This window comes from Chromobacterium sp. CCUG 30098 (genome assembly GCF_059916605.1).
The window spans coordinates 15,580-36,849 of the sequence record NZ_JAUCGS010000007.1; the positions used below are offsets into that span (position 1 = coordinate 15,580).

Sequence of the window (21,270 nt, forward strand, 5' to 3'; positions counted from 1 at the left end):
CTCTCCCTTAAGCTTTCAGTGAGATCAGCGTGGCGGCCACCGCTTCCGCCGCCACAGTGTGTTGGTCCATCTCGGCGCGCAGCGCCTTGATCACCGCCTGACCCGTTTTTATTTCATCTTCGCCGACGATGACGGCGAACTGCGCGCCGCAGCCGTCGGCTTTTTTCATTTGCGACTTGAAGCTGCCTTCGCCCAAGTGCTGCACCACCGACAGACCGGCGGCGCGCAAAGTCTGCGCCAGCTTCATCGCGTACAGCCCCGCGCCCTCGCCCTGGTTCACCAGGTAGACGTCGACGCTGCGTTGCGCCGGCAAGAGCTGCTTGTCCTGCAATAGCAGCACCACGCGCTCCAGGCCCATGCCGAAGCCGATGCCGGCCGCGGGCTTGCCGCCCAGTTGCTCGATCAGGCCGTCATAGCGGCCGCCGGCGCAAATCGTGCCTTGGGCGCCCAGCTCGCTGGTCACCCATTCGAACACCGACTGGTTGTAGTAGTCGAGCCCGCGCACCAGACGCGGATTCTCCACGAAGTCGACGCCCAGCTCGCGGATCATCGCCTTCCAGCCTTCGTAATGCGCGCGGGACGCCTCGCCCAGGTAGTCGGACAGCTTGGGCGCTTCGTCGGCCATCTGCTGCAGCGCCGGGTTCTTGGTGTCCAGCACCCGCAGCGGATTGCTGTACATCCGGCGCTTGCCGTCTTCGTCCAGGATGTCCACATGCCGTTCCAGATAGGCGATCAGCGCCTGACGGTGCGCGGCGCGTTCTTCCTGGTTGCCCAGAGAATTGATTTCCAGGCGCACATACTGGGACAGGCCCAGGCGACGCCACAGATCGGCAGTCATCGCGATGATTTCGGCGTCGATATCCGGACCGGCGAAGCCCAGCGCTTCCACGCCCATCTGGTGGAACTGACGATAACGGCCCTTCTGCGGACGCTCATGGCGGAACATCGGCCCCATGTACCACAGTTTCTGGGTGGCATTGTACAGAAGGTTGTGCTCGACCACCGCGCGCAGGGTGCCGGCGGTGCCTTCGGGCCGCAGCGTCAGGCTGTCGCCGTTCAGGCTGTCGATGAAGGTGTACATCTCCTTCTCCACCACGTCGGTGACTTCGCCGATGGCGCGGACGAACAGCGGCGTGGTTTCGACGATGGGGGTGCGGATATTCTGATAGCCGTAGTCGGCCAGCAGTTCGCGCAGCTTGCCTTCAAAGAACTCCCACTGATAGGACTCGGCCGGCAGCACGTCATTCATGCCTTTGACCGCTTGATATTTTTGAGCCATTGCTTGTTTTCTTGTGTATCGCTTGAATCAGTGCCCGGTCATTGCGCCAAACGCGCTCAAACGCCTACCGGACGAATCGGAATGGTGCGGCTCCCGCCCTCGCGGCGCTTGGCGCCGCCTTCGCCGTAACGGCTTTGCACATAGCGATCAACCAAGGCCGTGAACTCGGAGGCGATGTTGTCGCCCTTGAGGGTAACATCCTTTTGACCGTCGACGTAAACCGGCGCCACCGGCACTTCGCCGGTGCCGGGCAGCGAGATGCCGATATCGGCCAGCTTGCTCTCCCCCGGGCCGTTGACCACGCAGCCCATCACCGCCACCTTCATGTCTTCCACGCCCGGGTATTGCAAACGCCATACCGGCATCTGCGTGCGCAGATACGTCTGAATCTGATCCGCCAGCTCCTGGAAGAAGGTGCTGGTGGTGCGGCCGCAGCCCGGACAAGCGGTCACCAGCGGGGTAAAGCTGCGCAGGCCCATGGTCTGCAGCAACTCCTGCGCCACCACCACTTCCTTGGTGCGCGCCTCGCCCGGCTGCGGCGTCAGCGAGATGCGGATGGTGTCGCCTATGCCTTGCTGCAGCAAGATCGCCAACGCGGCGCTGGAGGCGACGATGCCCTTGGAGCCCATGCCGGCCTCGGTCAGGCCCAGGTGCAGCGGGAAATCGCAGCGGCTGCCCAGATCGCGGTACACGGTGATCAGGTCCTGCACATTGCTGACTTTGCAGGACAGCAGGATCTGCTCGGCCGGCAGCCCCAGTTCCATCGCCTTGTCGGCGGACTCCAGCGCGGACACGATCAAGGCTTCGCGCATCAGCCGCTCCAAGGGCAGCGGCTGGGCGACGCGGTTGTTGGCGTCCATCATCCTGGCCAGCAAAGCCTGATCCAGGCTGCCCCAGTTGACGCCGATGCGCACCGGCTTGCCGTATTCGATGGCGGTGCGGATCATGAAGGCGAATTTGTCGTCGCCCTTGGCGCCCTTGCCCACATTGCCCGGATTGATCCGGTATTTGGCCAGCGCGCGCGCGCAATCGGGATATTCCTTCAGCAGGCGATCGCCGTTGAAATGGAAATCGCCGACCAAGGGAACGGCACAGCCGGCATCGTCCAGCCGTTGGCGGATTTCCGCCACCTTGGCCGCCGCCTCCGGCGAGTTGACGGTGATGCGCACCAGCTCCGAGCCGGCTTCCGCCAGCTCCAGCACTTGCCGCACCGTGGCCGCCGCGTCCGCGGTGTCGGTGTTGGTCATGGACTGCACCACCACCGGAGCGTCCGATCCTACAATGACATGCCCCACCCTAGCCTGCAGGGTGGGGCGTCGCGCGATGTTCACGCTATCCATTCGCTACCTTGAATTACTTGAGTTCCAGCTTTGCCGTGGTGCCGCGGATCTTGTCCGTGAGGTCCACCGCTTGGCCATTGAAATTCACCGCCACTTGCGAGGCGTTGCCGATCACCAGTTTGAACGGCGGCGTGCCGACCGCTTCCTGGGTGCTGCCCGGCTGCAAGGTCTGGAACACCAGCTTCTTGCCGGTGGCGTCCACCACCGACACCCAGGCTTCCGCCTCCTTGACCGTCAACACCAGCTTGCCGCTGGCCGCCGCCGCCACGGCGGCGCTGGCCTGCGGTTTGGCGAGCGGCGGCGCAGACAGGACCGGGGCGCTGGCCACGCTCGCCGCCTTGACCGGCTGCGGCGCGGAGGCCGGAGCGGGCGCAGGAGTGACAGCCGGCGCCGAGGCGGGCGTCTCCGCGACGAAGGCGGCGGGAACGGAAGCCTCGCCCGTCGGCGCCGAAGACAGTTCGGTCGCCATGGCTGCGGACGCGTCCGCGGCCGCCCGGCCTTCGCCGCCACGGCTGCTGGCCAGCCACGCCACGCCGCCGCCCAGCGCCGCCACCGCCAGCAAGCCTACGATCCATTTGCCGGAAGATCCGCCCTCGTCCGACGCAGGCGTCTCGCCGGAATGCCCGGGCGCCTCGTGCGCGCCGTCGCGCACCAGATTGGCCACGTCGTTGACCGCGGAAGGAAACTGCCTGTCCAGCGCATGCATCAACGGTTCGGGGTCAATCTGCAAAAAGCGGGCGTAATTACGGACAAAGCCGCGCACGAAGGTCGCGCCCGGCAAGATTGTGAAATCGTCGCGTTCTATCGCCTCCAGCTGCCGCATCGACAGTTTCAGCCTATCCGCGACTTCCCCCAAGCCCATGCCTGCCGCCTCTCGGGCGGCTTTCAGCCGGGCGCCGACGCTGGAACCCGTCGGTTGTCCCTGTTGTTCGAATTGTTGCTCCATCCTCAGCTTCCACTCAACAGCAGTTGTGTTTCTTTGGAATCCGGATAGCGGTTCTTGAGCGCGACGGAACATTCGCTCTCCAACGCCCTGTTGCCGCTTTTGCGCCCGATCTGCACGCCAAGCCACAGGTCGTCGGCTTGCAGCGCCGCGCCCTTTCCCATCCGTTCGAAATAGAAAGCAGCCAATTTGGCATTACCCAGCCCAAGATGCAACTGTGCTAATTCCCGCAACGCGGGCGCGAAATTGGGCGCGGCGCGCAGCGCCGCCAGCAAGTAATCATTGGCCTGCTCTTGATTGCCGGCCTTGGCGCTGCAATGCCCCAGGTTCAAATAAGCCGTCTGAGGCGAATCATACAGCGGGTTGGCCAGCGCTTTCTGAAAATAGGACAAAGAATCCTGCAGCCGGTTTCGGTCGCACAGAAACAAACCGTAATTATTGTTCGCTTCCGGGTTGTTTGGATCCAGTTGCAGGGCTTTGCGGTAATTGGCTTCGGCGGGCCCTTCTTCGCGCAGCTGGGTCAAAACATAGGCGCGGGACACATAGGCCGGGACATAGGCCGGGTCCGCGGCGACGGCCAGATCCGCCGTTTCCAGCGCCACTTTGTAGTTGCCGATCTTGGCGTATTCGATCGCCAGCTGGCTGCGTATCGTCGCCAGCTCGCGCGACGTTTCGGGATCGGCGGCAAATGCGGTTGAACTCACAGCCATCCATAAGCAGGCCATCAACCCCATTTGCCGTATCGTCATTGCTTATTGTCCTCTACGAGCTGCATCCATTTGGCTTGACGGCGGGTTTTGTCCATCACCTGGCCGGCCAGCTGGCCACAGGCGGCGTCGATGTCGTCGCCGCGCGTTTTCCGCACCGTCACCACGTAACCGCGCTCCTGCAGAATTTCGCGGAACGCTCGAATCGCATTATTGCTGGAACGCTCGTAACCCGAGTTCGGGAATGGATTGAACGGTATCAGATTGAACTTGCACGGCACGTCCCGCACCAGTTCCAGCAGTTGGCGAGCATGTTCCGGCCTATCGTTGACACCGTCAAGCATCACGTACTCGAAAGTGATGAAGTCGCGCGGCGCCTTTTCCAGATAGCGCTGACAGGCCGCCATCAGCTGCGCCAGCGGGTATTTCTTGTTTATAGGCACAATCACGTCGCGAATGGCGTCATTGGGCGCGTGCAGCGACACCGCCAGCGCCACCGGGCATTCTTCGCGCAATCTGTCCATCTGCGGCACCAGGCCGGAAGTGGACAGGGTCACGCGTCTGCGGGACAGGCCGTAGCCATGGTCGTCCAGCATGATCTGCATCGCGCTGACCACATTGTCGAAGTTGGCCAGCGGCTCGCCCATGCCCATCATCACCACATTGGACACCACTCGTTCGTTCTTGGGCGTGACGCCCATCGCCTTGTTGGCCCACCACAGCTGACCGATGATTTCCGCGGTGGACAGATTGCGGTTGAAGCCTTGGCGGCCGGTGGAGCAGAAAGTGCACTCCAGCGCACAGCCTACCTGGGATGACACGCACAAGGTGCCGCGTTCATCCTCGGGGATGAAGACGGTTTCGACGCCGTTGCCGGTGCCTACGTCGAGCAGCCACTTGCGGGTGCCATCACTGGACGCCTGCCCGGTCATCAGCGAGGGGACCTTCACTTCGGCGCGCTCATGCAGCTTGGCGCGCAGGCTCTTGGCCAGATCGGTCATCGCGTCGAAGTCGGCTTCCGCCATCTGGTGCATCCAGCGCATCACTTGCTTGGCGCGAAACGGTTTCTCGCCCATTTCGGCGAAATGCCGGGTCAGCTGGTCCAGATTGAAGTCGAGCAGGTTGGTTTTCATGCATTCCTCGGGATAAAGCAAAGGCGGTGTGGACGACCGCCTTTTAGACGGAGCCCGTCCATGACGACGGGCTCCGCAAACAACGGAGTACTCTTTAGAGATTAGCGGGCGCTGATCTCGGATGCAGCAAAGAAATAAGCCACTTCGATCGCGGCGTTTTCCGCGCTGTCGGAACCATGAACGGCGTTGGCGTCGATGGAGTCGGCGAAATCGGCGCGGATGGTGCCGGCTTCAGCCTTCTTCGGATCGGTCGCGCCCATCAGTTCGCGGTTTTTCAGCACGGCGTTCTCGCCTTCCAGCGCCTGGATCATCACCGGGCCGGACACCATGAAGTCAACCAGGTCCTTGAAGAACGGACGTTCTTTGTGCACGGCGTAGAAGCCTTCGGCTTCGGCGCGGGACAGTTGCTTCATCTTGGCGGCCACGATTTTCAGGCCGGCGGATTCGAAACGATCGTAGATTTTGCCGATGACGTTTTTACCAACGGCGTCCGGCTTAACGATGGACAAGGTGCGTTCAATTGCCATATAAATTCTCCCAAACATCAAGACAAGTGGCTAAACTTGAGTATTATGCAGCCACTCGGGTTACCCAATTTTGACGAACCCGATATTTTAGCAGTGTTTTCAACCATGTGCTGCACATTTCTCAAGTCTCACGGACCATGCGCGAACAAAATCAACAAGACCCCGACAAGACCGGCGGCGAGGCCGAACTCAACAGCAAACTGAAAAAGCGTTTGCTGATCGCCGGCGGCCTGGTCGCCGTGGCGCTGGCCGCCATTCCGCTGACCGACAGTTTCAACAAACCCAAGGTGGAAATGACCGCCAGCAGCCAGAGCCCCAGTTCCGGCAAGATCATCAAGCCCGCCTCCGCTCCAGCTGAAGCGCCGCCGGCGCCCGCGCCCGCCAGCGCGCCGACGGCGGAAAGCAGCGCGCCCGCGACGGAGCCCGCCGGCGCGCCGCAAGCGCCCAGCGTAGCCAGCCCGGCCAGCCCGGACCTGGACAAGACTCCGGCCGTGGTCAACAACCGCCCGCCGGTCCATGCCGCCGCGCCGACGCCGGCGCACGAGCGCGCGGCGGCGAAAGCGCCTCCCGCGCCAAGCGCCGCAGCGGCTCCGCCGCAGACGGCAGCCGCCAAAGCCGCGCCGGCCGAAGCCGTCAAAGCCGCCCCGCCCGCCGCCGCCATCGCGGCGGACAAGCCCGTCGCGCCGGTCAAGGAAGCCCCTGTCAAGGCCAAGCCGGCCGGCAGCTCCATCGGTTATCAAGTCCAGCTGGGCCTGTTCTCCAGCATCGGCAACGCCGAAAAGCTGGTGAAGGAGCTGAAACAGCACGGCATCCCGGCCCACACCGTCACCCGCGTGCAGGTCGGCCCGTTCAAGAGCCGCGCCGAAGCCGACGAAACCATGGAGAAGTTGCGCGGCCTGGGTTATGCGCCCTTGCTGGCGCCCGCCGGACAATAAGACGAAATAAAAAAAGCCCTCTCCGCAATGCGGAGAGGGCAAGCTCTGAACTCACTCAAACAATCGGAACAGAACGCACCGCCGCGCGCGGCGCGGCCCAAGCCGCGAAGACCGGCCAGCGGCCCTCCGCCCCATCCCTTTTGTCAGCGCATTCTCGCCGCCCGCCCCTCAAGACTCAAACAATCTCAAAGCAGGCTCAAGCCGCGTCCCATGTGAAAAACCCTCTTCGCCGGCGAAGAGGGTTGATGCGTCCAGTCCTTTCCGGCCGTCAACTCCAGTCCAGAATCACCTTGCCGCTCTGGCCGGACAACATGGCGTCAAAGCCCTGCTGGAACTCCGCCACCGGGAAGTGGTGGGTGATGATGGGGGTGATGTCCAGACCGGACTGGATCAGGGCCACCATCTTGTACCAGGTCTCGAACATTTCGCGGCCGTAGATGCCCTTGATTTCCAGGCCCTTGAAGATGACGTGGTTCCAGTCGATGGCGGTGTCGGCCGGGGGAATCCCCAGCAAGGCCACTTTGCCGCCGTGGTTCATGGTGTCCAGCATCTGACGGAAGGCCTGCGGATTGCCGGACATTTCCAGGCCGACGTCGAAGCCCTCGCTCATGTGCAATTCGGCCATCACTTGCTTGAGGTCCTGCTTGGCCACGTTCACCGCGCGGGTCGCGCCCATTTTGCGCGCCAGTTCCAAGCGGTATTCGTTGACGTCGGTGATCACCACGTGGCGCGCGCCGACATGGCGCGCAATCGCCACCGCCATGATGCCGATCGGACCCGCGCCGGTGATCAACACGTCCTCGCCCACCAGATTGAAGCTGAGCGCGGTGTGCACCGCATTGCCGAAGGGGTCGAAGATGGACGCCAGATCGTCGGAAATGTCGTCCGGAATCGGGAAGGCGTTGAAGGCCGGAATCACCAGATACTCGGCGAACGCGCCCTCGCGATTGACGCCCACGCCGAAGGTGTTGCGGCACAGGTGGCGGCGGCCGGCGCGACAGTTGCGGCAATGGCCACAGGTGATGTGTCCTTCGCCCGACACGCGCTGGCCAATGCTGAAGCCCTGCACTTCCGAGCCGATGTCCTCGATCACGCCGACGTATTCATGGCCGACGTGCATCGGCACCGGGATGGTTTTTTGCGCCCAGTCGTCCCAGTTCCAGATATGAATGTCCGTTCCGCAGATCGCGGTCTTGCGAATACGGATCAATAGATCGTTGTGGCCGATTTCCGGCTTGGCCACATCGGTCATCCACAGGCCGCGCTCGGCCTTCAGTTTGGATAATGCTTTCATTGCTGTTCCTATCCGCCGCGGCGCCCTCTTGGGCGCGCGGCGCTACGCCTCAGATCACGCCGAGCTCGCGGCCCACTTTGATGAAAGCCGCCACCGCCAGCCTAACCTGTTCTTCGCTGTGGCGCGCCGACATCTGGGTGCGGATGCGCGCCTTGCCCTTGGGCACCACCGGGAAGGAGAAGCCGATCACGTACACGCCCTCTTCCAACAGCTTGGCCGCCATCTCGCCCGCCAGCCGCGCATCGCCCAGCATCACCGGCACGATGGGATGCTGGCCCGGCACCAGGGTGAAGCCGGCCGCGCTCATTTCCTGGCGGAACACTTCGGCGTTGCGGCGCACCTTGGCGCGGAGCTCCGCGCCTTCCCCGCCCTTGAGGATGTTCAGCACTTCCAGGCTGGCGGCGGCGATGGCCGGAGCCAGGGTGTTGGAGAACAGATACGGACGCGAACGCTGACGCAGCAGATCGATGACGGCTTTGCGGCCGGACACATAGCCGCCGGACGCGCCGCCCAGGGCCTTGCCCAGGGTGCCGGTGTAGATGTCGATGCGATCGGCCACGCCGCACAGCTCCGGCGTGCCGGCGCCGCTGTCGCCGATGAAGCCGACGGCGTGGGAATCGTCCACCATCACCAGCGCGCCGTGGCGTTCGGCCACTTCGCACAGGGTTTTCAGATCGGCGATGATGCCGTCCATGGAGAACACGCCGTCGGTGACGATCAGCTTGAAGCGCGCGCCGGCCTGCTCGGCGGCGACCAGCTGCGCCTCCAGATCGGCCATGTCGTTGTTCTTGTAACGGAAGCGCTTGGCCTTGGACAGGCGCACGCCGTCGATGATGGACGCGTGATTGAGCTCATCGGAAATCACCGCGTCTTCTTCGCCCAGCAGGGTTTCGAACACGCCGCCGTTGGCGTCGAAGCAGCTGGAATACAGAATGGTGTCGTCGGTGCCCAGAAAGCCGGAAATCGCCTGCTCCAGGTCCTTGTGCACTTGCTGGGTGCCGCAGATGAAGCGGACCGAGGCGCAGCCGTAGCCGAAGTCGTCCATGCCCTTCTTCGCCGCCTCGATCAGGCGCGGGTCGTCGGCCAGGCCCAGGTAGTTGTTGGCGCAGAAATTCAGCACATTGCTGCCGTTGCTCAAGGCGATGTCCGCGCGCTGCGGCGTGGCGATCACGCGCTCGGGCTTTTCAAAACCGTCGGCGCGAATCTGCGCCAGCGTGGCTTCTAGGTGGGCTAAGTAGGTTCGGTTCATGACTGTCCTTGTCCAGGGATGACAAAAGAATCACCATTGCGCCGCCGGATCCGCGGCGACTCAAAACTGGCACCATTCTAGCCCAGCCATTTCACAGCCATCAGTGACAGTTCAATGCGTTTTTCCAAGATACTGTAACCTTGATAAATTAATACGAACCAACACTGTCACCATAAAATACCGCACGACAACTATCGTCACTTCAAATATTTGGCGATGATTTTTTCCAGCTTCCCGCTTTCGCGCAATTGCTGAAACGCCCTGCTCAGCCTCAGCGCGGTCGCATCCGACATTTTCGGACTGCAGGCCAGATAAATGCTGGTGGTTTGCACCTGCAAGGCCTCGCGGATGCTGTCCGTCGGCGTGCCCACCTGTTTGATGGTGTAGTTGGCCACCACGTCATGCACCGCCCAGATGTCCGCCACGCCCGCCGCCAGTTCGCGCTCGGCCTCCTCCGGCGTAGGTCTGACCGAATACCCTATATTGTTTTTTTTCAGATACTCCGCCAACGAGGAGCCCAGCAGCACCACGACGCGCTTGCCCTTGGCGTCGTCCAGCGAGTTCAAGACCACGGGATGATGCGTATTGATGAACAAGGATTGCTTGCTTTCCATCACCAGCCCCACCCAGCGATACATTTTCTCTCTCTCCGGGGAGCGGGTAAAAGGCGTCAGACAACTGTCCGCGTCTTGCTGCACCTGCATTTGGGCGCGCTTCCAGGGGATCTCCGGCATGCGCACACTCAAGCCGGCCAATTGCAGCGCCTGGGCCACCGCCTCCGCGGCGATGCCGCTCAATTTGCCGCCCTCTCCTTTCAACACCAGCGGCGGATACTCCACGCTGTAGACGGAGAGCGTCGACGGCTCCGCCGCCAACGCCGCCATGCACCACAAGCCGCTTATCGCCCACCCCAGTTTCATCCCGCACCTCCGCCCGATGCCCATGCCCGTCACAGTCCTTAACATGATTTTTAGTCCAGCCGCCGGCGTTTGCGCACAGAAACCGCGCAGCCGCGGGCTGCGATGCTAAAATCGGCGCCATGTCCTTGCGCGTCCGCCTTATTTCCAGCTCCCTGTCCCTGCTGCTTGCCGCCTGCGCCAGCACCTCGCAACCCGCCGCGGTGGAGTCCGCCGGCTTTTACCGCGTCAAACCGGGAGACACCCTGTTTCGCATTGCCCAGAACCACCGGGTCAGCGTGGCGAACCTGGTGCGCTGGAACGGGCTGAAAGACCCGGGCAGCATCAATGCAGGGCAATTGCTGCGCGTATCGCCCCCCGGCGGCTCCGCGCAAGCCTCCGCCAAGCCCGGCCGTCCGCAGCCCAGCCGGCCCGCGGCCAAGCCTTCCGCCTCCGAGCCCAGCAAGCCCGCGCCTCGGCCGACGGCCAATATCAAGCTGATCTGGCCGGCCAAGGGCCCCGTCATCGCCAAGTTCAACGGCCAGGGCAGCAAGGGCATAGACATCGCCGGCGAGGCGGGCGCCCCCATCCGCGCGGCGGCCGGCGGCAAGGTCACCTACTCCGGCAAAGGCATCCGCAGTTACGGCAATCTATTGATCATCCAGCATGACAATGCCCACCTCACCGTCTATGCTCACAATCAGTCCTTGCTGGTCAAGGAAGGGCAAGCGGTCAAGGCCGGCGACACCATCGCCACCATGGGCAGTTCCGGCACCACCCGGGTCAAGCTGCACTTTGAACTGCGCGTCCGCTCTTCGGCGGTCGATCCCCTGCCCTATCTGACGGACTGAGCCGCACGGCGGCGGAGCGCTTGTCAGCGCCGGCGGCGTACGCGCAAAATACATTCCTTATCTGATGCGCAACCTATCGCCCGGACAGCACGGTTTCCACTGCGCGGGCCCGAAGCGAGGAAGTCGAGAAGGCAAGCCGATGGGGAGATTACTGTTACTTGGCAGCTTGCTGCTGGCCCTTGCCGCCAACGCCCACGCCGCCAAGATCGTCAAGGTGGCCTTTGGCGAATCGCTGGAGCCCTATGTGATGGAGGGCGGCAAGAGCGGGCTTGAAGTGGAGATCGTGCGCGCCGCCTTGCAAGAGCGCGGCTACCGGATAGAACCGGTTTTCTTTTCCCAACCCCGGCTGCCGATGGCGCTGAAGAACAAGGACATCGACGCGGTGGCCACCGTGGGCGAGCAGGCCGGATTGCAAGCCGAGTATTCCGACGTCTACATCAGCTACGAGGATGTGGCCATCACCCTCAGCAGCCGCCGCATCCAGCTGCACCAAGCCAAGGAGTTGGGCGCCTATCGGGTGCTGGCCTTTTCCCTGGCCAGGCAATACCTGGGCGAAGCCTTCAAGGACATGGCCCGAAGCAATCCCAACTACGCGGAAACCGCCAATCAGGTGGATCAAAACCGGCTGCTGTACCGCGGCTCCGTGGACGTGGTGGTGGCCGACCGCAACATCTTTGCCTGGATGAACCACAAGCTCGCCACCCAGTTCAAGGAAAAAACCGCGCCGGTGGACATTCACCGGCTGTTCGCCCCCACCGTGTACCGGATGGCCTTCCGCAGCGCCCCCCTGAAGGACGAGTTCAACCTGGGCTTGCGCGCGATACAAAAAAGCGGCGCCTACAAGCAAATCGTGAATCGTTACCAGAACCTCTGAGCGCGATTGCCGATGACAGCAAGATAGCCTAACCTTCACGGTTTGATTCCGCACCGTCCCGCGCACCGTGAAACCGTCCCGTTTGCTGTTTGCCCTTTTGCCCGCGCTGCTGAGCGCCTGCGCCACCGTCAGTCCGCCGGCCCCGGTCGCCGCTCCCGTCGTCGTCGCGCCCGTCCCCCCCGAGCCGGAGGCCCCTGCGCCGGCGGTCGAAACGCCGCCCTCGCCTCCGCCGGTGAGCGCGCCGCCGCTCAGGCCCGCCTACAACGATCCGCAGGCCGGGCGCCTGTTGCTCAACCGCCTGCTGCCGGCCAAGATCCGCGACCGCCAGGGCTGGAGCAACGACATGCTCTCTGCCTTCACCCACCTGAAGATCCCCTACACCGCGGAGAATTTCTGCGCGCTGGCGGCGGTGATCGAACAGGAGTCCAGCTGGCAGGCCGATCCCACCGTGCCCAATCTGCCCGCCATCGTCTGGGACAAGATCGCCGAGCGGGCCCACGGCTATCTGATCCCGCTGCCGGTGGTCAAAGCCGCGCTGATGAAGACATCGCCCAACGGCAAAAGCTATAAGGCGCGCATCGACAGCCTCCGCACCGAAAGGGAAATGAACGATCTGTTCGAAGACATGGCGCGCGAGGCCAGCAAGCTGGGCCTGCCGATGAGCATGAAGAACCCGATCCGCACCGGCGGGCCGATGCAGGTCAGCGTCGAGTTCGCCGAAGGCCACGTCAGAGTCTGGCCCTATCCCTATCCGCGCAGCGGCAGCGTGCGCCAGGAAGTGTTCACCCGCCGCGGCGGCGTCTACTTCGGCGCGGCCATCCTGCTGCAATACCCTGCGCCTTACAGCCAGATGCTGTACCGCTTCGCCGACTTCAACGCCGGCCGCTACAGCAGCCGCAACGCGGCTTTCCAAGCCGTGATGGAGAAACTCAGCAGCAAGGACCTGACGCTGGACGGCGACCTGCTCAGCTACAAGGACGGCAAGGTCTACCCCAGCACCACCCAGAGCGCGGTCATCAGCCAGGGCGGCAAACTGGGCATGGGCCAGGGTGAGATTCTGCGCGACCTGAAACTGGAAAAAAGCGCCGCCTTCGGCCAAAGCGAGCTCTACCGCAAAACCTACGCGCTGGCGGACCAGCGCTTCGGCAAGCCCGCGGCGCGCGAACAACTGCCGCAGATCGATCTAAAAAGCCCCAAGATCACCCGCAAGCTGACCACCGAGTGGTTCGCCAAGCGCGTGGACGGCCGCTATCAGAGCTGCCTGGCCCGCGCGCGTTGACCTCAAAACCGCCGCGATTATAATCCCACGTCATCACCCGCCGGCGCCGCTCCCGACGCCGGCGCCGGGCGGGCCTGGCTCGTCCGGCACAACAAGGCGAATTCATTCATGCGCACCACGCTCTCCTACTTCACCGGCTCGCTGCTGTTCAGCGTCGTCGTGCTGGCCGCCGCCGGCTGGTACGGCTTCCAGCTGGGCGGCCCCGCCATGGCCAGCTCTTTCCTGGTCACCGCCCTGGTGCTGGCGATTCTGGAAACCAGCGTTTCCTTCGACAACGCGGTCGTCAACGCCAGCGTGCTGCAGGCGATGAGCTCCTTGTGGCGCAAACTCTTCATGACGGTGGGCATCGCCGTCGCCGTGTTCGGCATGCGCATCCTGTTTCCGCTGCTCATCGTCGCCGTCGCCGGCGACACGCCCTTGCTCGAGGCCTTCTCCATCGCCACCCGCGAACCGCTGCGCTACCAGCAGATCATGCACGACTCGCATCTGATGATCATGGGCTTCGGCGCCACCTTCCTGCTGATGGTGGTGGTGGAATACTTCGTCAAAAAGGAAAAGGACGAACACTGGCTGCCGGCCGTCGAGCCGCTGCTGGCCCGATTGGGCTCGGTTGAAAACGCGCAGTCGATGATCGCCATCCTGTTGATCGCGCTGGTGGCCGCCGCCATTCCCGCCGGACAGAAGATGGAGTTTCTCAGCAGCTGTTTCTGGGGCTATGTGGTGTTCATGGCGCTACATGTGTTCAAGCAGCTGTTCGGCGGCATGGACATTCAGACCGCCGCGGCCAAGAACGGCCTGATCGGCTTCGTCTATCTGGAAACGCTGGACGCCAGTTTCTCCATGGACGGCGTGATCGCCGCCTTCGCCATCACCAATAATTTCTGGCTGATCGCCGCCGGGCTCGGCATAGGCGCGATGTTCGTGCGTTCGATGACCATTCTGCTGGTGGAGCGCAACATCATCGGCCAGTTCAAATACCTGGAGACTTCCGCGTTCTGGGCCATCGGCGCCCTGGTCGCCATCATGTTCGCCGCCGCGCTCCACGTAGAGCTGGGCGAAGTGCTCACCGGCCTGATCAGCGTCGCCATCATCGGTCTGGGCATCGTCACCAGCCTGCCGGGGCGCAAGCGCCGGCGCGACTGAAACGCCCGCTCCGCCATGCGAACAGGCCTGGAATCCAGGCCTGTTCGTTTAGAGCGGCGACTTCCTTGCGCCGGCGCGCCTTGCTTCGGCCGTGAAACCGACTTTTGTTAGCCGCTCTTATCCGTCAAAGCCGATAACTGGCTCCCGTCATCAGCTTGGCGGACAGCTTCATCGCCCCCTTGACCGGAGCCGGCAATGGGGCCGCGCCCAGATCGTGGGCCATGTCCGCATGCTTCAATTCGTCGTCGCGCATCTGCTCGACGATGGCGCGGCTCTTGGCGTCCGCCTCCGGCAACAGCTTCAGATGGCTGTCCAGATGCGCGCCCACCTGTTGCTCGGTTTCCTCCAGAAAGCCCAGATTCCACTTATCGCCCAACACCCCGGCGGCCACGCCTATCGCCAGCGAACCGGTGTACCACAGCGGGTTGAACACGCTGGGCCGGCCGCCCAGCTCGCGAATGCGCCGCTCGGTCCAGGCCAGATGCTCCACCTCCTCCTGCGCCGCTTGGCACAAGGCTTCGCGCGCCTGCGGCGTGCGCGCCGTCAGCGCCTGCCCCTGGTATAAAGCCTGGGCGCACACCTCGCCGCAATGGTTCACCCGCATCAGGCCCAAAGCGTGCCGCTTCTCCTCCGCAGCCAGCTCCGCCTCGTCCAGCGCCGCGTCAGGATGCGGCCGCAGGCTTTGCGCGGAAGCAAACAGGGTGCGCAGCCCCTTGTCGAACTCGACGATCCATTTGTCCAGCATCAATCGCTCTTTCTCGCGCTCACTCAATCGCCGGCGATTATACCCGCCCGATACGCGACGCGGCAGCTACTGCTATAATTGCGCGGTTTATCGAAACATTGTGTTCAACACGCTCAACAAGGATTCCCTGATGGATCTCGCTAGCATCGGCCCGGGCAAAGACATGCCGGGCGACTTCAACGTCGTCATCGAAATCTCCGCCAACGCCGCCCCGATCAAGTACGAATTCGACAAAGACTGGAACGCGCTGGTGGTTGACCGCTTCATGGGCACCTCCATGATGTATCCGGCCAACTACGGTTTCGTGCCGCAAACCCTCGCCGGCGACGGCGATCCGGTTGACGTGCTGGTGGTGACCCCCTTCCCGCTGCCTCCGGGCGTGGTGGTGCGCTGTCGCGCGCTGGGCCTGATCAAGATGGAAGACGAGTCCGGCGTTGACGCCAAGCTGGTGGCCGTGCCGGTGGAAAAACTGTGCCCGATGTACAAGTCCATCCAGAAACTGGAAGACCTGCCGGAACTGCTGCGCAACCAGATGGTGCACTTCTTCGAACACTACAAAGACCTGGAAAAAGGCAAGTGGGTCAAAGTGCAAGGCTGGGGCACGCTGGACGACGCCAAGACCGAACTGGTCGACGGCATCGCCAACTTCGAAAAATAAGCGCTCGGCGCTTATCCCAAGACAACCGGCGCGCGTCGCCGGTTTTTTCATGCCCGGCGTTTGCCTCCGCACATTCGCCAACGCTGATATTGCAACGCAATATGCCATCATTATTTGCTACAATCGCTGAGGCTTGGACACCGCGGCCGCCCGCAGTTAGAAAAGCAAGTGATTGTTACTAAATACCATAAATAATTCTTTTACCCGTCGCCGCATTGCAGGTATCGTTCCATTAGAACCTGCGACGGCCCCGCGGGCTAAAGTAAAACAAGGCCTTGCGGCTGAAAAGCGGAATGCGCATACGGCAGATAGGCGCTTCGAAGGGGTTCTCAAAGACCGTACGCCGGCGCGCGGCGGATCGTGAACCGCTTCCGGGAGCCCGCCCGCGTTCAGGACCGCAATGCCCCGAACATGGCCCCATGCCCCGCCGCCTGTCGTCGCCATGGCGTCGGGCAGCCCAACCGGAACCATAGTGACCTATATCGCCCAAGGCTCAGCACCGCAACTCCACTGGCTCCAGCAGCGCCTGGCCAGCCGGGGTTTGCCCGCGTCCGCCGGCGCGAGCGGTCCGCCGTCCTGGCTGCCTGGCGATTGGCAAGGCTTTTACCTGTCTTCCGGCTGCTGGATCAATATCGACCCCCTGCATCAAGCTCCGCTGCCTCCCCGCCTGCGGCTCTGCCGCAAGCACGAGGTCCAGTTGCTGGAGCTGGACGGCGCCTGGCAGGCGCTGGGCTCGGACTTCGGCTTCATGCTGTTGCTGGGCGCCGACCCCGCGCCGACCGCCGACGCCTTGGCCTTGCTGGACGCGCTGGCGCCGCTGCCGGCCGCCTGGCTGCGCTGCGGCCCGACGGGCAGCGCGCGCTACACCCGCCAGGTCTGGGAAGCGCTGCTGTTCATGCTGAGACGGCAGACGCCGCCCAGCCCGGCCACGCAAACCGCGCCGGACTGGGAAACCGGGCTGCGCGGGCAATGGCGGCTGTGGGAACAGCTGGTGCGCCTGTCGCAACGCTATCTGCGGGAACGCAAGCTGCCCGAGGACAATCCGACGGCGCGGCGGGACTTCGCCGAACCGCCGCGGGAGCAAGAACACTACGCCGCCAGCCTGGCCGGGCTGATCGTGCAGGCGGACGGCTGCCAGCAGGCCTGGCGGCAATTATGGAACGACTTCGCCGCCCAAGCTCCTCTGAGCCCCAAAAACTAAAAAGCCCGCGAGAACGCGGGCTTTTTTTCACGACAAGGCCGGAATCAGGCGGCGCTGGTCGCCTTCTTGCCGCGGGCGACGGCGGCACTGGCGGCCTTGGCCGAATTGGTGGCGGCTTCCACGCTGGCTTCGGCGATTTCCGCGCTCACTTTCTTGGCGGTCTTGGACACGCTTTCGAAAGCGGCGTTGGAGGTGTTCACCAGGCTTTTCAGAGCGGACACCGCGGCGTCGGAGCCGGCCGGCGCGTTCTTGGACAGACGGTCCAGATTGCTCAGCAGGGTCTGATTGCCTTCGGCGATCTGCTCTTCGACAAAAGCGGCCAGTTCATTCTGGGTGGTCAGCGCGGCGTCGTAGACATTGCGCGCCACGGAGAAAGCCTGATCGATGGACGGCTGAGCCAGGCTGCTCTGCACTTCGGCGAAGGCTTTGGGATCCTTGGCTTCGCTCAGCGCCTTGATCGCCTGGGCGTTGTCGGCCAACAGCTTGCGCGACAGGTCCAGTTGCAGCGCGGCCAGACGCTCGGCGCCGGCCAGCACGATGGAGGAGAAACGCACGGCCTTGTCGAACTGCGACTGGCCGAGAGCGGAGAATTCTTGAGTAGTGGTAAACATGACGACTCCTAAAAAATATCCAAAATTGACAGCTCAGCAACGACAGCGAACTTAACCTGCGCCCTTGATGTTGCATCGCAACAATTGCCATTCTGGCGGGTCGACTCTCTCGAGTCAAGAAAATGTTGCAACGCACAAGCGGCTAAACCGCTATTTTTCATGAATTTTTGCAACACAAACATTCCAAAGACATTACGGAAACGCGCTTCCTTTCTTCTCCGCGCGACGATTCCCTCAATTGCAACACTTGCCTGCGTCCAAGCCCGCCGCCTCGGCCGATTTCGGCCTTTTGGCCCCAAGCCGAGCAACGCCATTGAAAGCCTGTCAGCAACCCAGTACACTCGCCCCATAGAATAAATCTATCTACATGAAGCCAAGTACAATGAGCCCTGCGGCCAACGCATTCGACATAAAATCCGCCAGCCTGGATCTGCTGGCGCTCTTGCTGCGCACCGACGACCTGGACGAACTGAGCCAGGCGCTGGACGCGCGTTTCGGCACCGGCCACGACGCGCCGGCGGAAGCCTTCGTCCTCGACGTGGAAGCCTTGCCCGCCCCGGCCGAGCTGGATTACGGCCGCCTGCTGCCCATGCTCAGCCGCCGCGGCATCCGCGCGGTGGCCCTGCGCCACCCCAGCACCGCGCTGGCCGGCGTCGCCAGCCAGTTCGGCCTGGCCTACACCAGCAGCGCCACGCCGGCGCGCTCGGCGCAAAGCGCGCCGGAACCCGCCGACAAGCCCGCCGCGCCGGAACCGGCTCCGGCCACCGGCGCCATGATCGTCGACCGTCCTGTGCGCGCCGGCCAGCAAATCTACGCCAAGGGCTGCGATCTGATCGTGCTGGCCATGGTCAGCGCCGGCGCGGAAGTGATCGCCGACGGCAATATCCATATCTACGCGCCCTTGCGCGGCCGCGCTCTCGCCGGCGCGCGCGGCAACGCCGGCGCCCGCATTTTCGCCCGCAGCATGGAGGCCGAACTGGTGTCCATCGCCGGAGTCTATCGAACTATCGAACAAGCCTTGCCCGACAGCATTCTGGGCAAGCCAACTCAAATCTATCTCGAGAACGAGCGCCTGGTCATGACCGCGCTCGGCGAGTAACAAGCCATTATTCAAAGGGATCGACTGTGGCAAAAATCATCGTTGTGACGTCCGGCAAGGGTGGCGTCGGTAAAACCACTACCAGTGCCAGCTTCTCCTCCGGCCTGGCGTTGCGCGGTCACAAAACCGTCGTCATCGACTTCGACGTCGGTTTGCGCAACCTGGACCTGATCATGGGTTGCGAACGCCGCGTGGTCTATGACCTGATCAATGTCGTCAACGGCGAAGCCAGCCTGAACCAGGCGCTGATCAAGGACAAGAACTGCGACAACCTCTACATCATCCCCGCCTCGCAAACCCGCGACAAAGACGCCTTGACGCTGGACGGCGTGGAGAAGGTGTTGAACGACCTGGCCGAAGCCGGCTTCGAATACATCGTCTGCGACTCGCCGGCCGGCATTGAAAAAGGCGCGCTGATGGCGCTGTACTTCGCCGACGAAGCGCTGATCGTCACCAATCCGGAAGTCTCCTCGGTGCGCGATTCCGACCGCATCCTGGGCATTCTGTCCTCCAAGTCCAAGCGCGCGGAAGAAAGCCGCGAGCCGGTCAAGGAACACCTGCTGATCACCCGCTACTCCGCCGGCCGCGTCGACAAGGGCGAAATGCTGTCGGTGGACGATGTGAAGGAGATTCTGCGCGTGCCGCTGCTGGGCGTGATTCCGGAGTCGCAGACCGTTCTGCAAGCCTCCAACTCCGGCACCCCGGCCATCCACCTGAAAGGCTCGGACGTCGCCGACGCCTATTCCGACGTGGTGGCCCGTTTCCTGGGCGAAGAGCGCCCGATGCGTTTCCTCGATGCCCCCAAAGTGGGCATTCTGAAGCGCCTCTTTGGAGGTTAAGTCATGTCCCTGATCGAAATGATCTTTGGCAAGCGCCAGAAAACCGCGGCCATTGCCAGAGAACGCCTGCAAATCATCCTGGCCCACGAACGCAACGGCCGCAGCGCGCCCGACTATCTGCCGGCGCTGCAGCGCGAATTGATGGAAGTGATCTCCAAATACGTCGCGGTCAATCTGGACGACATCAAGGTGCAAGTGGAGCGCCAGGACGACTTCGAAGTGCTGGAAGTCAATATCGTGCTGCCGGAGCACCAGCGCTGAGCCATGACGCTGACCGAACTTCGCTATATCGTCGCGGTGGCGCGGGAGCGCCACTTCGGCCGCGCCGCGCAAAGCTGCTTCGTCAGCCAGCCGACGCTGTCCATCGCCATCAAGAAGCTGGAGGACGAACTGGGCGTCACGCTGTTTGAGCGCGGCGGCCAGGAAGTCAGCGTCACCGAGATCGGCGAACGCATCATCGAGCAATCGCAACGCGTGCTGGAGGAGGCCGAAACCGTCAAACGCCTGGCCGGCGAACATCAGAACGAATTGGTGGGCCCGCTGAAGCTGGGGGTGATTTTCACCATCAGCCCCTATCTGCTGCCGCGGCTGATCCCGGCCTTGCGCATCCTGGCGCCGGACATGCCCTTGATCCTGGAGGAGAACTACACCTCCCGGCTTTCGGAAATGCTCAAGCGCGGCGAAGTGGACGCCATCATCGTGGCCGACCCCTTCGACGAGGCCGGCACCGTGGCGAGCCCGCTGTACGACGAGCCCTTCGTCGTCGCCACGCCCAAGGGCCATCCCTGGGAAAAGCTGGGCGCCATCGCCGCCAATCAGCTGGCCGACGAAAGCGTCCTGCTGCTGACCCAGGGCAATTGCTTCCGCGATCAGGTGCTGCAGGCCTGCAGCGATCTGGCCAGCCGGCAGAGCCACGGCGGCACACTGGCCGCCAATCTGCAGGGCAGCTCGCTCAACACCATCCGCCACATGGTGGCCAGCGGCATGGGCGTCACCGTGATGCCGTCCACCTCGATAGGCCCCACCGACGAATCCTTATTGTCGGTGGTGCCGTTCAAGACGCCGGCGCCGCAGCGCCGCGTGCTGTTGGTGACGCGCAAGCAGTTCTTCCGCAAGAAGGCGATAGACACCCTGCAACAGGCGGTCTTCCGCTCCGGGCTGGAAGGCGTCGCCATGCTGGAAGGCGAAGCGCCGGCGCAATAAGCCGGCTCCCGCCCCCAAACGAGACAACCGCTGCGCGCCCTGCCGCAGCGGTTTTTTTCCGCCCCACCACCGCAAGGAGTTTCCCCGTGTCTCAATTGCGCAGCATTGAAATCAAAGCCTTCGTGCCCGCCCGCGACTACGCGCTGTCGCAGCGCTTTTACGCCGATCTGGGCTTCGAGCAAAAGTCGGACAGCCACGGCGTCAGCTATTTCGTCCATGGCCAGTGCAGCTTCCTGCTGCAGGACTTCTATCATCCGCAATTGGCGGAAAACCTGGTCTTGCACTTGCTGGTCGACGATGTCGACGCCTGGCACCGCCAATGGCTGGCCCAGGGCGTCGCCGAGCGCTATCCAGCCAAGATAGGCCCGCTCGTGGACCAGCCCTGGGGCATGCGCGACTTCTGCCTGCACGATCCCTCCGGCGTGCTGTGGCGCGTCGGCCAGAACCTGTAAGCCGCCGCGGGC

23 protein-coding genes are annotated in these 21,270 nt (G+C 63.2%); 12 read left to right on the plus strand and 11 right to left on the minus strand.

Annotated elements, in window-relative coordinates:
- Nucleotides 1-7: 7 nt before the first annotated feature.
- From hisS to ndk, 6 genes are all read right to left on the minus strand, one after another.
- Nucleotides 8-1,279 (minus strand): histidine--tRNA ligase, encoded by a 1,272-nt coding sequence (gene hisS, locus QUG03_RS16000; RefSeq protein ID WP_107798557.1) that lies wholly within the window; start codon nucleotides 1,277-1,279, stop codon nucleotides 8-10.
- A gap of 56 nt (nucleotides 1,280-1,335) precedes the next feature.
- Nucleotides 1,336-2,619 carry a flavodoxin-dependent (E)-4-hydroxy-3-methylbut-2-enyl-diphosphate synthase gene (gene ispG / locus QUG03_RS16005; RefSeq protein WP_107798556.1) on the minus strand — a complete coding sequence of 428 codons (1,284 nt, stop codon included), beginning with the start codon at nucleotides 2,617-2,619 and terminating at the stop codon, nucleotides 1,336-1,338.
- 13 nt (nucleotides 2,620-2,632) lie between these two features.
- The gene (locus QUG03_RS16010) at nucleotides 2,633-3,565 is read right to left on the minus strand and encodes a RodZ domain-containing protein (protein ID WP_500820388.1); all 933 of its coding nucleotides are present in this window, start codon (nucleotides 3,563-3,565) and stop codon (nucleotides 2,633-2,635) included.
- A 2-nt stretch (nucleotides 3,566-3,567) separates the two neighbouring features.
- Nucleotides 3,568-4,311 (minus strand): type IV pilus biogenesis/stability protein PilW, encoded by a 744-nt coding sequence (gene pilW / locus QUG03_RS16015; RefSeq protein WP_227104368.1) that lies wholly within the window; start codon nucleotides 4,309-4,311, stop codon nucleotides 3,568-3,570.
- A complete protein-coding gene (gene rlmN / locus QUG03_RS16020) occupies nucleotides 4,308-5,402 on the minus strand; it encodes a dual-specificity RNA methyltransferase RlmN (protein ID WP_019104100.1) in 1,095 nt (364 codons plus the stop codon). The genes pilW and rlmN overlap by 4 nt, the downstream gene beginning before the upstream one ends.
- 101 nt (nucleotides 5,403-5,503) lie before the next feature.
- Nucleotides 5,504-5,929, minus strand: coding sequence for a nucleoside-diphosphate kinase (gene ndk, locus QUG03_RS16025; RefSeq protein ID WP_107798554.1), 426 nt, complete (start codon nucleotides 5,927-5,929; stop codon nucleotides 5,504-5,506).
- Between the two features lie 137 nt (nucleotides 5,930-6,066).
- Between ndk and QUG03_RS16030 the strand changes: the two genes are divergently transcribed.
- Nucleotides 6,067-6,864, plus strand: a complete 798-nt coding sequence (locus tag QUG03_RS16030) for an SPOR domain-containing protein (RefSeq protein ID WP_500820389.1) — start codon at nucleotides 6,067-6,069, stop codon at nucleotides 6,862-6,864.
- 268 nt (nucleotides 6,865-7,132) lie between these two features.
- On the opposite strand, the gene tdh is transcribed toward QUG03_RS16030, so the two are convergent.
- From tdh to QUG03_RS16045, 3 genes are all read right to left on the minus strand, one after another.
- Entirely contained in the window at nucleotides 7,133-8,158 is a 1,026-nt protein-coding gene (tdh, locus tag QUG03_RS16035) for an L-threonine 3-dehydrogenase (protein ID WP_107798552.1), read from the minus strand.
- 49 nt (nucleotides 8,159-8,207) lie between these two features.
- Entirely contained in the window at nucleotides 8,208-9,407 is a 1,200-nt protein-coding gene (locus QUG03_RS16040) for a glycine C-acetyltransferase (RefSeq protein WP_107798551.1), read from the minus strand.
- A 197-nt stretch (nucleotides 9,408-9,604) separates the two neighbouring features.
- Nucleotides 9,605-10,327: a substrate-binding periplasmic protein gene (locus QUG03_RS16045; RefSeq protein WP_500820390.1), complete on the minus strand. Its 723-nt coding sequence runs from the start codon at nucleotides 10,325-10,327 to the stop codon at nucleotides 9,605-9,607.
- A 119-nt stretch (nucleotides 10,328-10,446) separates the two neighbouring features.
- Between QUG03_RS16045 and QUG03_RS16050 the strand changes: the two genes are divergently transcribed.
- The 4 genes from QUG03_RS16050 (at nucleotide 10,447) to QUG03_RS16065 (ending at nucleotide 14,450) form a co-directional block, all read left to right on the plus strand.
- Nucleotides 10,447-11,154, plus strand: coding sequence for a peptidoglycan DD-metalloendopeptidase family protein (locus tag QUG03_RS16050; RefSeq protein WP_235087353.1), 708 nt, complete (start codon nucleotides 10,447-10,449; stop codon nucleotides 11,152-11,154).
- A gap of 139 nt (nucleotides 11,155-11,293) precedes the next feature.
- Nucleotides 11,294-12,028 carry a substrate-binding periplasmic protein gene (locus tag QUG03_RS16055; protein WP_158274244.1) on the plus strand — a complete coding sequence of 245 codons (735 nt, stop codon included), beginning with the start codon at nucleotides 11,294-11,296 and terminating at the stop codon, nucleotides 12,026-12,028.
- Nucleotides 12,029-12,110: 82 nt separating this feature from the next.
- A complete protein-coding gene (locus QUG03_RS16060; RefSeq protein ID WP_500820391.1) occupies nucleotides 12,111-13,307 on the plus strand; it encodes a DUF1615 domain-containing protein in 1,197 nt (398 codons plus the stop codon).
- Nucleotides 13,308-13,415: 108 nt separating this feature from the next.
- Nucleotides 13,416-14,450, plus strand: coding sequence for a DUF475 domain-containing protein (locus tag QUG03_RS16065; RefSeq protein WP_107798546.1), 1,035 nt, complete (start codon nucleotides 13,416-13,418; stop codon nucleotides 14,448-14,450).
- A 124-nt stretch (nucleotides 14,451-14,574) separates the two neighbouring features.
- On the opposite strand, the gene coq7 is transcribed toward QUG03_RS16065, so the two are convergent.
- Nucleotides 14,575-15,195 carry a 2-polyprenyl-3-methyl-6-methoxy-1,4-benzoquinone monooxygenase gene (coq7, locus tag QUG03_RS16070; RefSeq protein WP_488906073.1) on the minus strand — a complete coding sequence of 207 codons (621 nt, stop codon included), beginning with the start codon at nucleotides 15,193-15,195 and terminating at the stop codon, nucleotides 14,575-14,577.
- 130 nt (nucleotides 15,196-15,325) lie between these two features.
- Here coq7 and ppa point away from each other — a divergent pair, with 130 nt between their 5' ends.
- Entirely contained in the window at nucleotides 15,326-15,853 is a 528-nt protein-coding gene (gene ppa / locus QUG03_RS16075; RefSeq protein WP_107798544.1) for an inorganic diphosphatase, read from the plus strand.
- Between the two features lie 472 nt (nucleotides 15,854-16,325).
- Nucleotides 16,326-17,054 (plus strand): hypothetical protein, encoded by a 729-nt coding sequence (locus tag QUG03_RS16080; protein ID WP_500820392.1) that lies wholly within the window; start codon nucleotides 16,326-16,328, stop codon nucleotides 17,052-17,054.
- A gap of 44 nt (nucleotides 17,055-17,098) precedes the next feature.
- Here QUG03_RS16080 and QUG03_RS16085 read toward each other — a convergent pair whose 3' ends face one another.
- Nucleotides 17,099-17,665: a phasin family protein gene (locus QUG03_RS16085; RefSeq protein WP_107798542.1), complete on the minus strand. Its 567-nt coding sequence runs from the start codon at nucleotides 17,663-17,665 to the stop codon at nucleotides 17,099-17,101.
- Between the two features lie 382 nt (nucleotides 17,666-18,047).
- Between QUG03_RS16085 and minC the strand changes: the two genes are divergently transcribed.
- The 5 genes from minC (at nucleotide 18,048) to QUG03_RS16110 (ending at nucleotide 21,258) form a co-directional block, all read left to right on the plus strand.
- Nucleotides 18,048-18,764, plus strand: coding sequence for a septum site-determining protein MinC (gene minC / locus QUG03_RS16090; RefSeq protein ID WP_107798541.1), 717 nt, complete (start codon nucleotides 18,048-18,050; stop codon nucleotides 18,762-18,764).
- 26 nt (nucleotides 18,765-18,790) lie between these two features.
- Complete coding sequence (gene minD / locus QUG03_RS16095; protein WP_048409059.1) at nucleotides 18,791-19,603, plus strand: septum site-determining protein MinD; 813 nt, start codon at nucleotides 18,791-18,793, stop codon at nucleotides 19,601-19,603.
- A gap of 3 nt (nucleotides 19,604-19,606) precedes the next feature.
- Nucleotides 19,607-19,864 carry a cell division topological specificity factor MinE gene (minE, locus tag QUG03_RS16100; RefSeq protein WP_019104116.1) on the plus strand — a complete coding sequence of 86 codons (258 nt, stop codon included), beginning with the start codon at nucleotides 19,607-19,609 and terminating at the stop codon, nucleotides 19,862-19,864.
- A 3-nt stretch (nucleotides 19,865-19,867) separates the two neighbouring features.
- Nucleotides 19,868-20,806 (plus strand): LysR substrate-binding domain-containing protein, encoded by a 939-nt coding sequence (locus QUG03_RS16105; protein WP_107798540.1) that lies wholly within the window; start codon nucleotides 19,868-19,870, stop codon nucleotides 20,804-20,806.
- 86 nt (nucleotides 20,807-20,892) lie between these two features.
- Nucleotides 20,893-21,258, plus strand: coding sequence for a VOC family protein (locus tag QUG03_RS16110; protein WP_081547350.1), 366 nt, complete (start codon nucleotides 20,893-20,895; stop codon nucleotides 21,256-21,258).
- Nucleotides 21,259-21,270: the final 12 nt, after the last annotated feature.

Bases quoted from the DNA above. Each gene is read 5' to 3' on its own strand.
- hisS (WP_107798557.1), bottom strand. From the start codon at position 1,279: ATGGCTCAAAAATATCAAGCGGTCAAAGGCATGAATGACGTGCTGCCG.
- ispG (WP_107798556.1), bottom strand. From the start codon at position 2,619: ATGGATAGCGTGAACATCGCGCGACGCCCCACCCTGCAGGCTAGGGTG.
- QUG03_RS16010 (WP_500820388.1), bottom strand. From the start codon at position 3,565: ATGGAGCAACAATTCGAACAACAGGGACAACCGACGGGTTCCAGCGTC.
- pilW (WP_227104368.1), bottom strand. From the start codon at position 4,311: ATGACGATACGGCAAATGGGGTTGATGGCCTGCTTATGGATGGCTGTG.
- rlmN (WP_019104100.1), bottom strand. From the start codon at position 5,402: ATGAAAACCAACCTGCTCGACTTCAATCTGGACCAGCTGACCCGGCAT.
- ndk (WP_107798554.1), bottom strand. From the start codon at position 5,929: ATGGCAATTGAACGCACCTTGTCCATCGTTAAGCCGGACGCCGTTGGT.
- QUG03_RS16030 (WP_500820389.1), top strand. From the start codon at position 6,067: ATGCGCGAACAAAATCAACAAGACCCCGACAAGACCGGCGGCGAGGCC.
- tdh (WP_107798552.1), bottom strand. From the start codon at position 8,158: ATGAAAGCATTATCCAAACTGAAGGCCGAGCGCGGCCTGTGGATGACC.
- QUG03_RS16040 (WP_107798551.1), bottom strand. From the start codon at position 9,407: ATGAACCGAACCTACTTAGCCCACCTAGAAGCCACGCTGGCGCAGATT.
- QUG03_RS16045 (WP_500820390.1), bottom strand. From the start codon at position 10,327: ATGAAACTGGGGTGGGCGATAAGCGGCTTGTGGTGCATGGCGGCGTTG.
- QUG03_RS16050 (WP_235087353.1), top strand. From the start codon at position 10,447: ATGTCCTTGCGCGTCCGCCTTATTTCCAGCTCCCTGTCCCTGCTGCTT.
- QUG03_RS16055 (WP_158274244.1), top strand. From the start codon at position 11,294: ATGGGGAGATTACTGTTACTTGGCAGCTTGCTGCTGGCCCTTGCCGCC.
- QUG03_RS16065 (WP_107798546.1), top strand. From the start codon at position 13,416: ATGCGCACCACGCTCTCCTACTTCACCGGCTCGCTGCTGTTCAGCGTC.
- coq7 (WP_488906073.1), bottom strand. From the start codon at position 15,195: ATGCTGGACAAATGGATCGTCGAGTTCGACAAGGGGCTGCGCACCCTG.
- ppa (WP_107798544.1), top strand. From the start codon at position 15,326: ATGGATCTCGCTAGCATCGGCCCGGGCAAAGACATGCCGGGCGACTTC.
- QUG03_RS16085 (WP_107798542.1), bottom strand. From the start codon at position 17,665: ATGTTTACCACTACTCAAGAATTCTCCGCTCTCGGCCAGTCGCAGTTC.
- minC (WP_107798541.1), top strand. From the start codon at position 18,048: ATGAGCCCTGCGGCCAACGCATTCGACATAAAATCCGCCAGCCTGGAT.
- minE (WP_019104116.1), top strand. From the start codon at position 19,607: ATGTCCCTGATCGAAATGATCTTTGGCAAGCGCCAGAAAACCGCGGCC.
- QUG03_RS16105 (WP_107798540.1), top strand. From the start codon at position 19,868: ATGACGCTGACCGAACTTCGCTATATCGTCGCGGTGGCGCGGGAGCGC.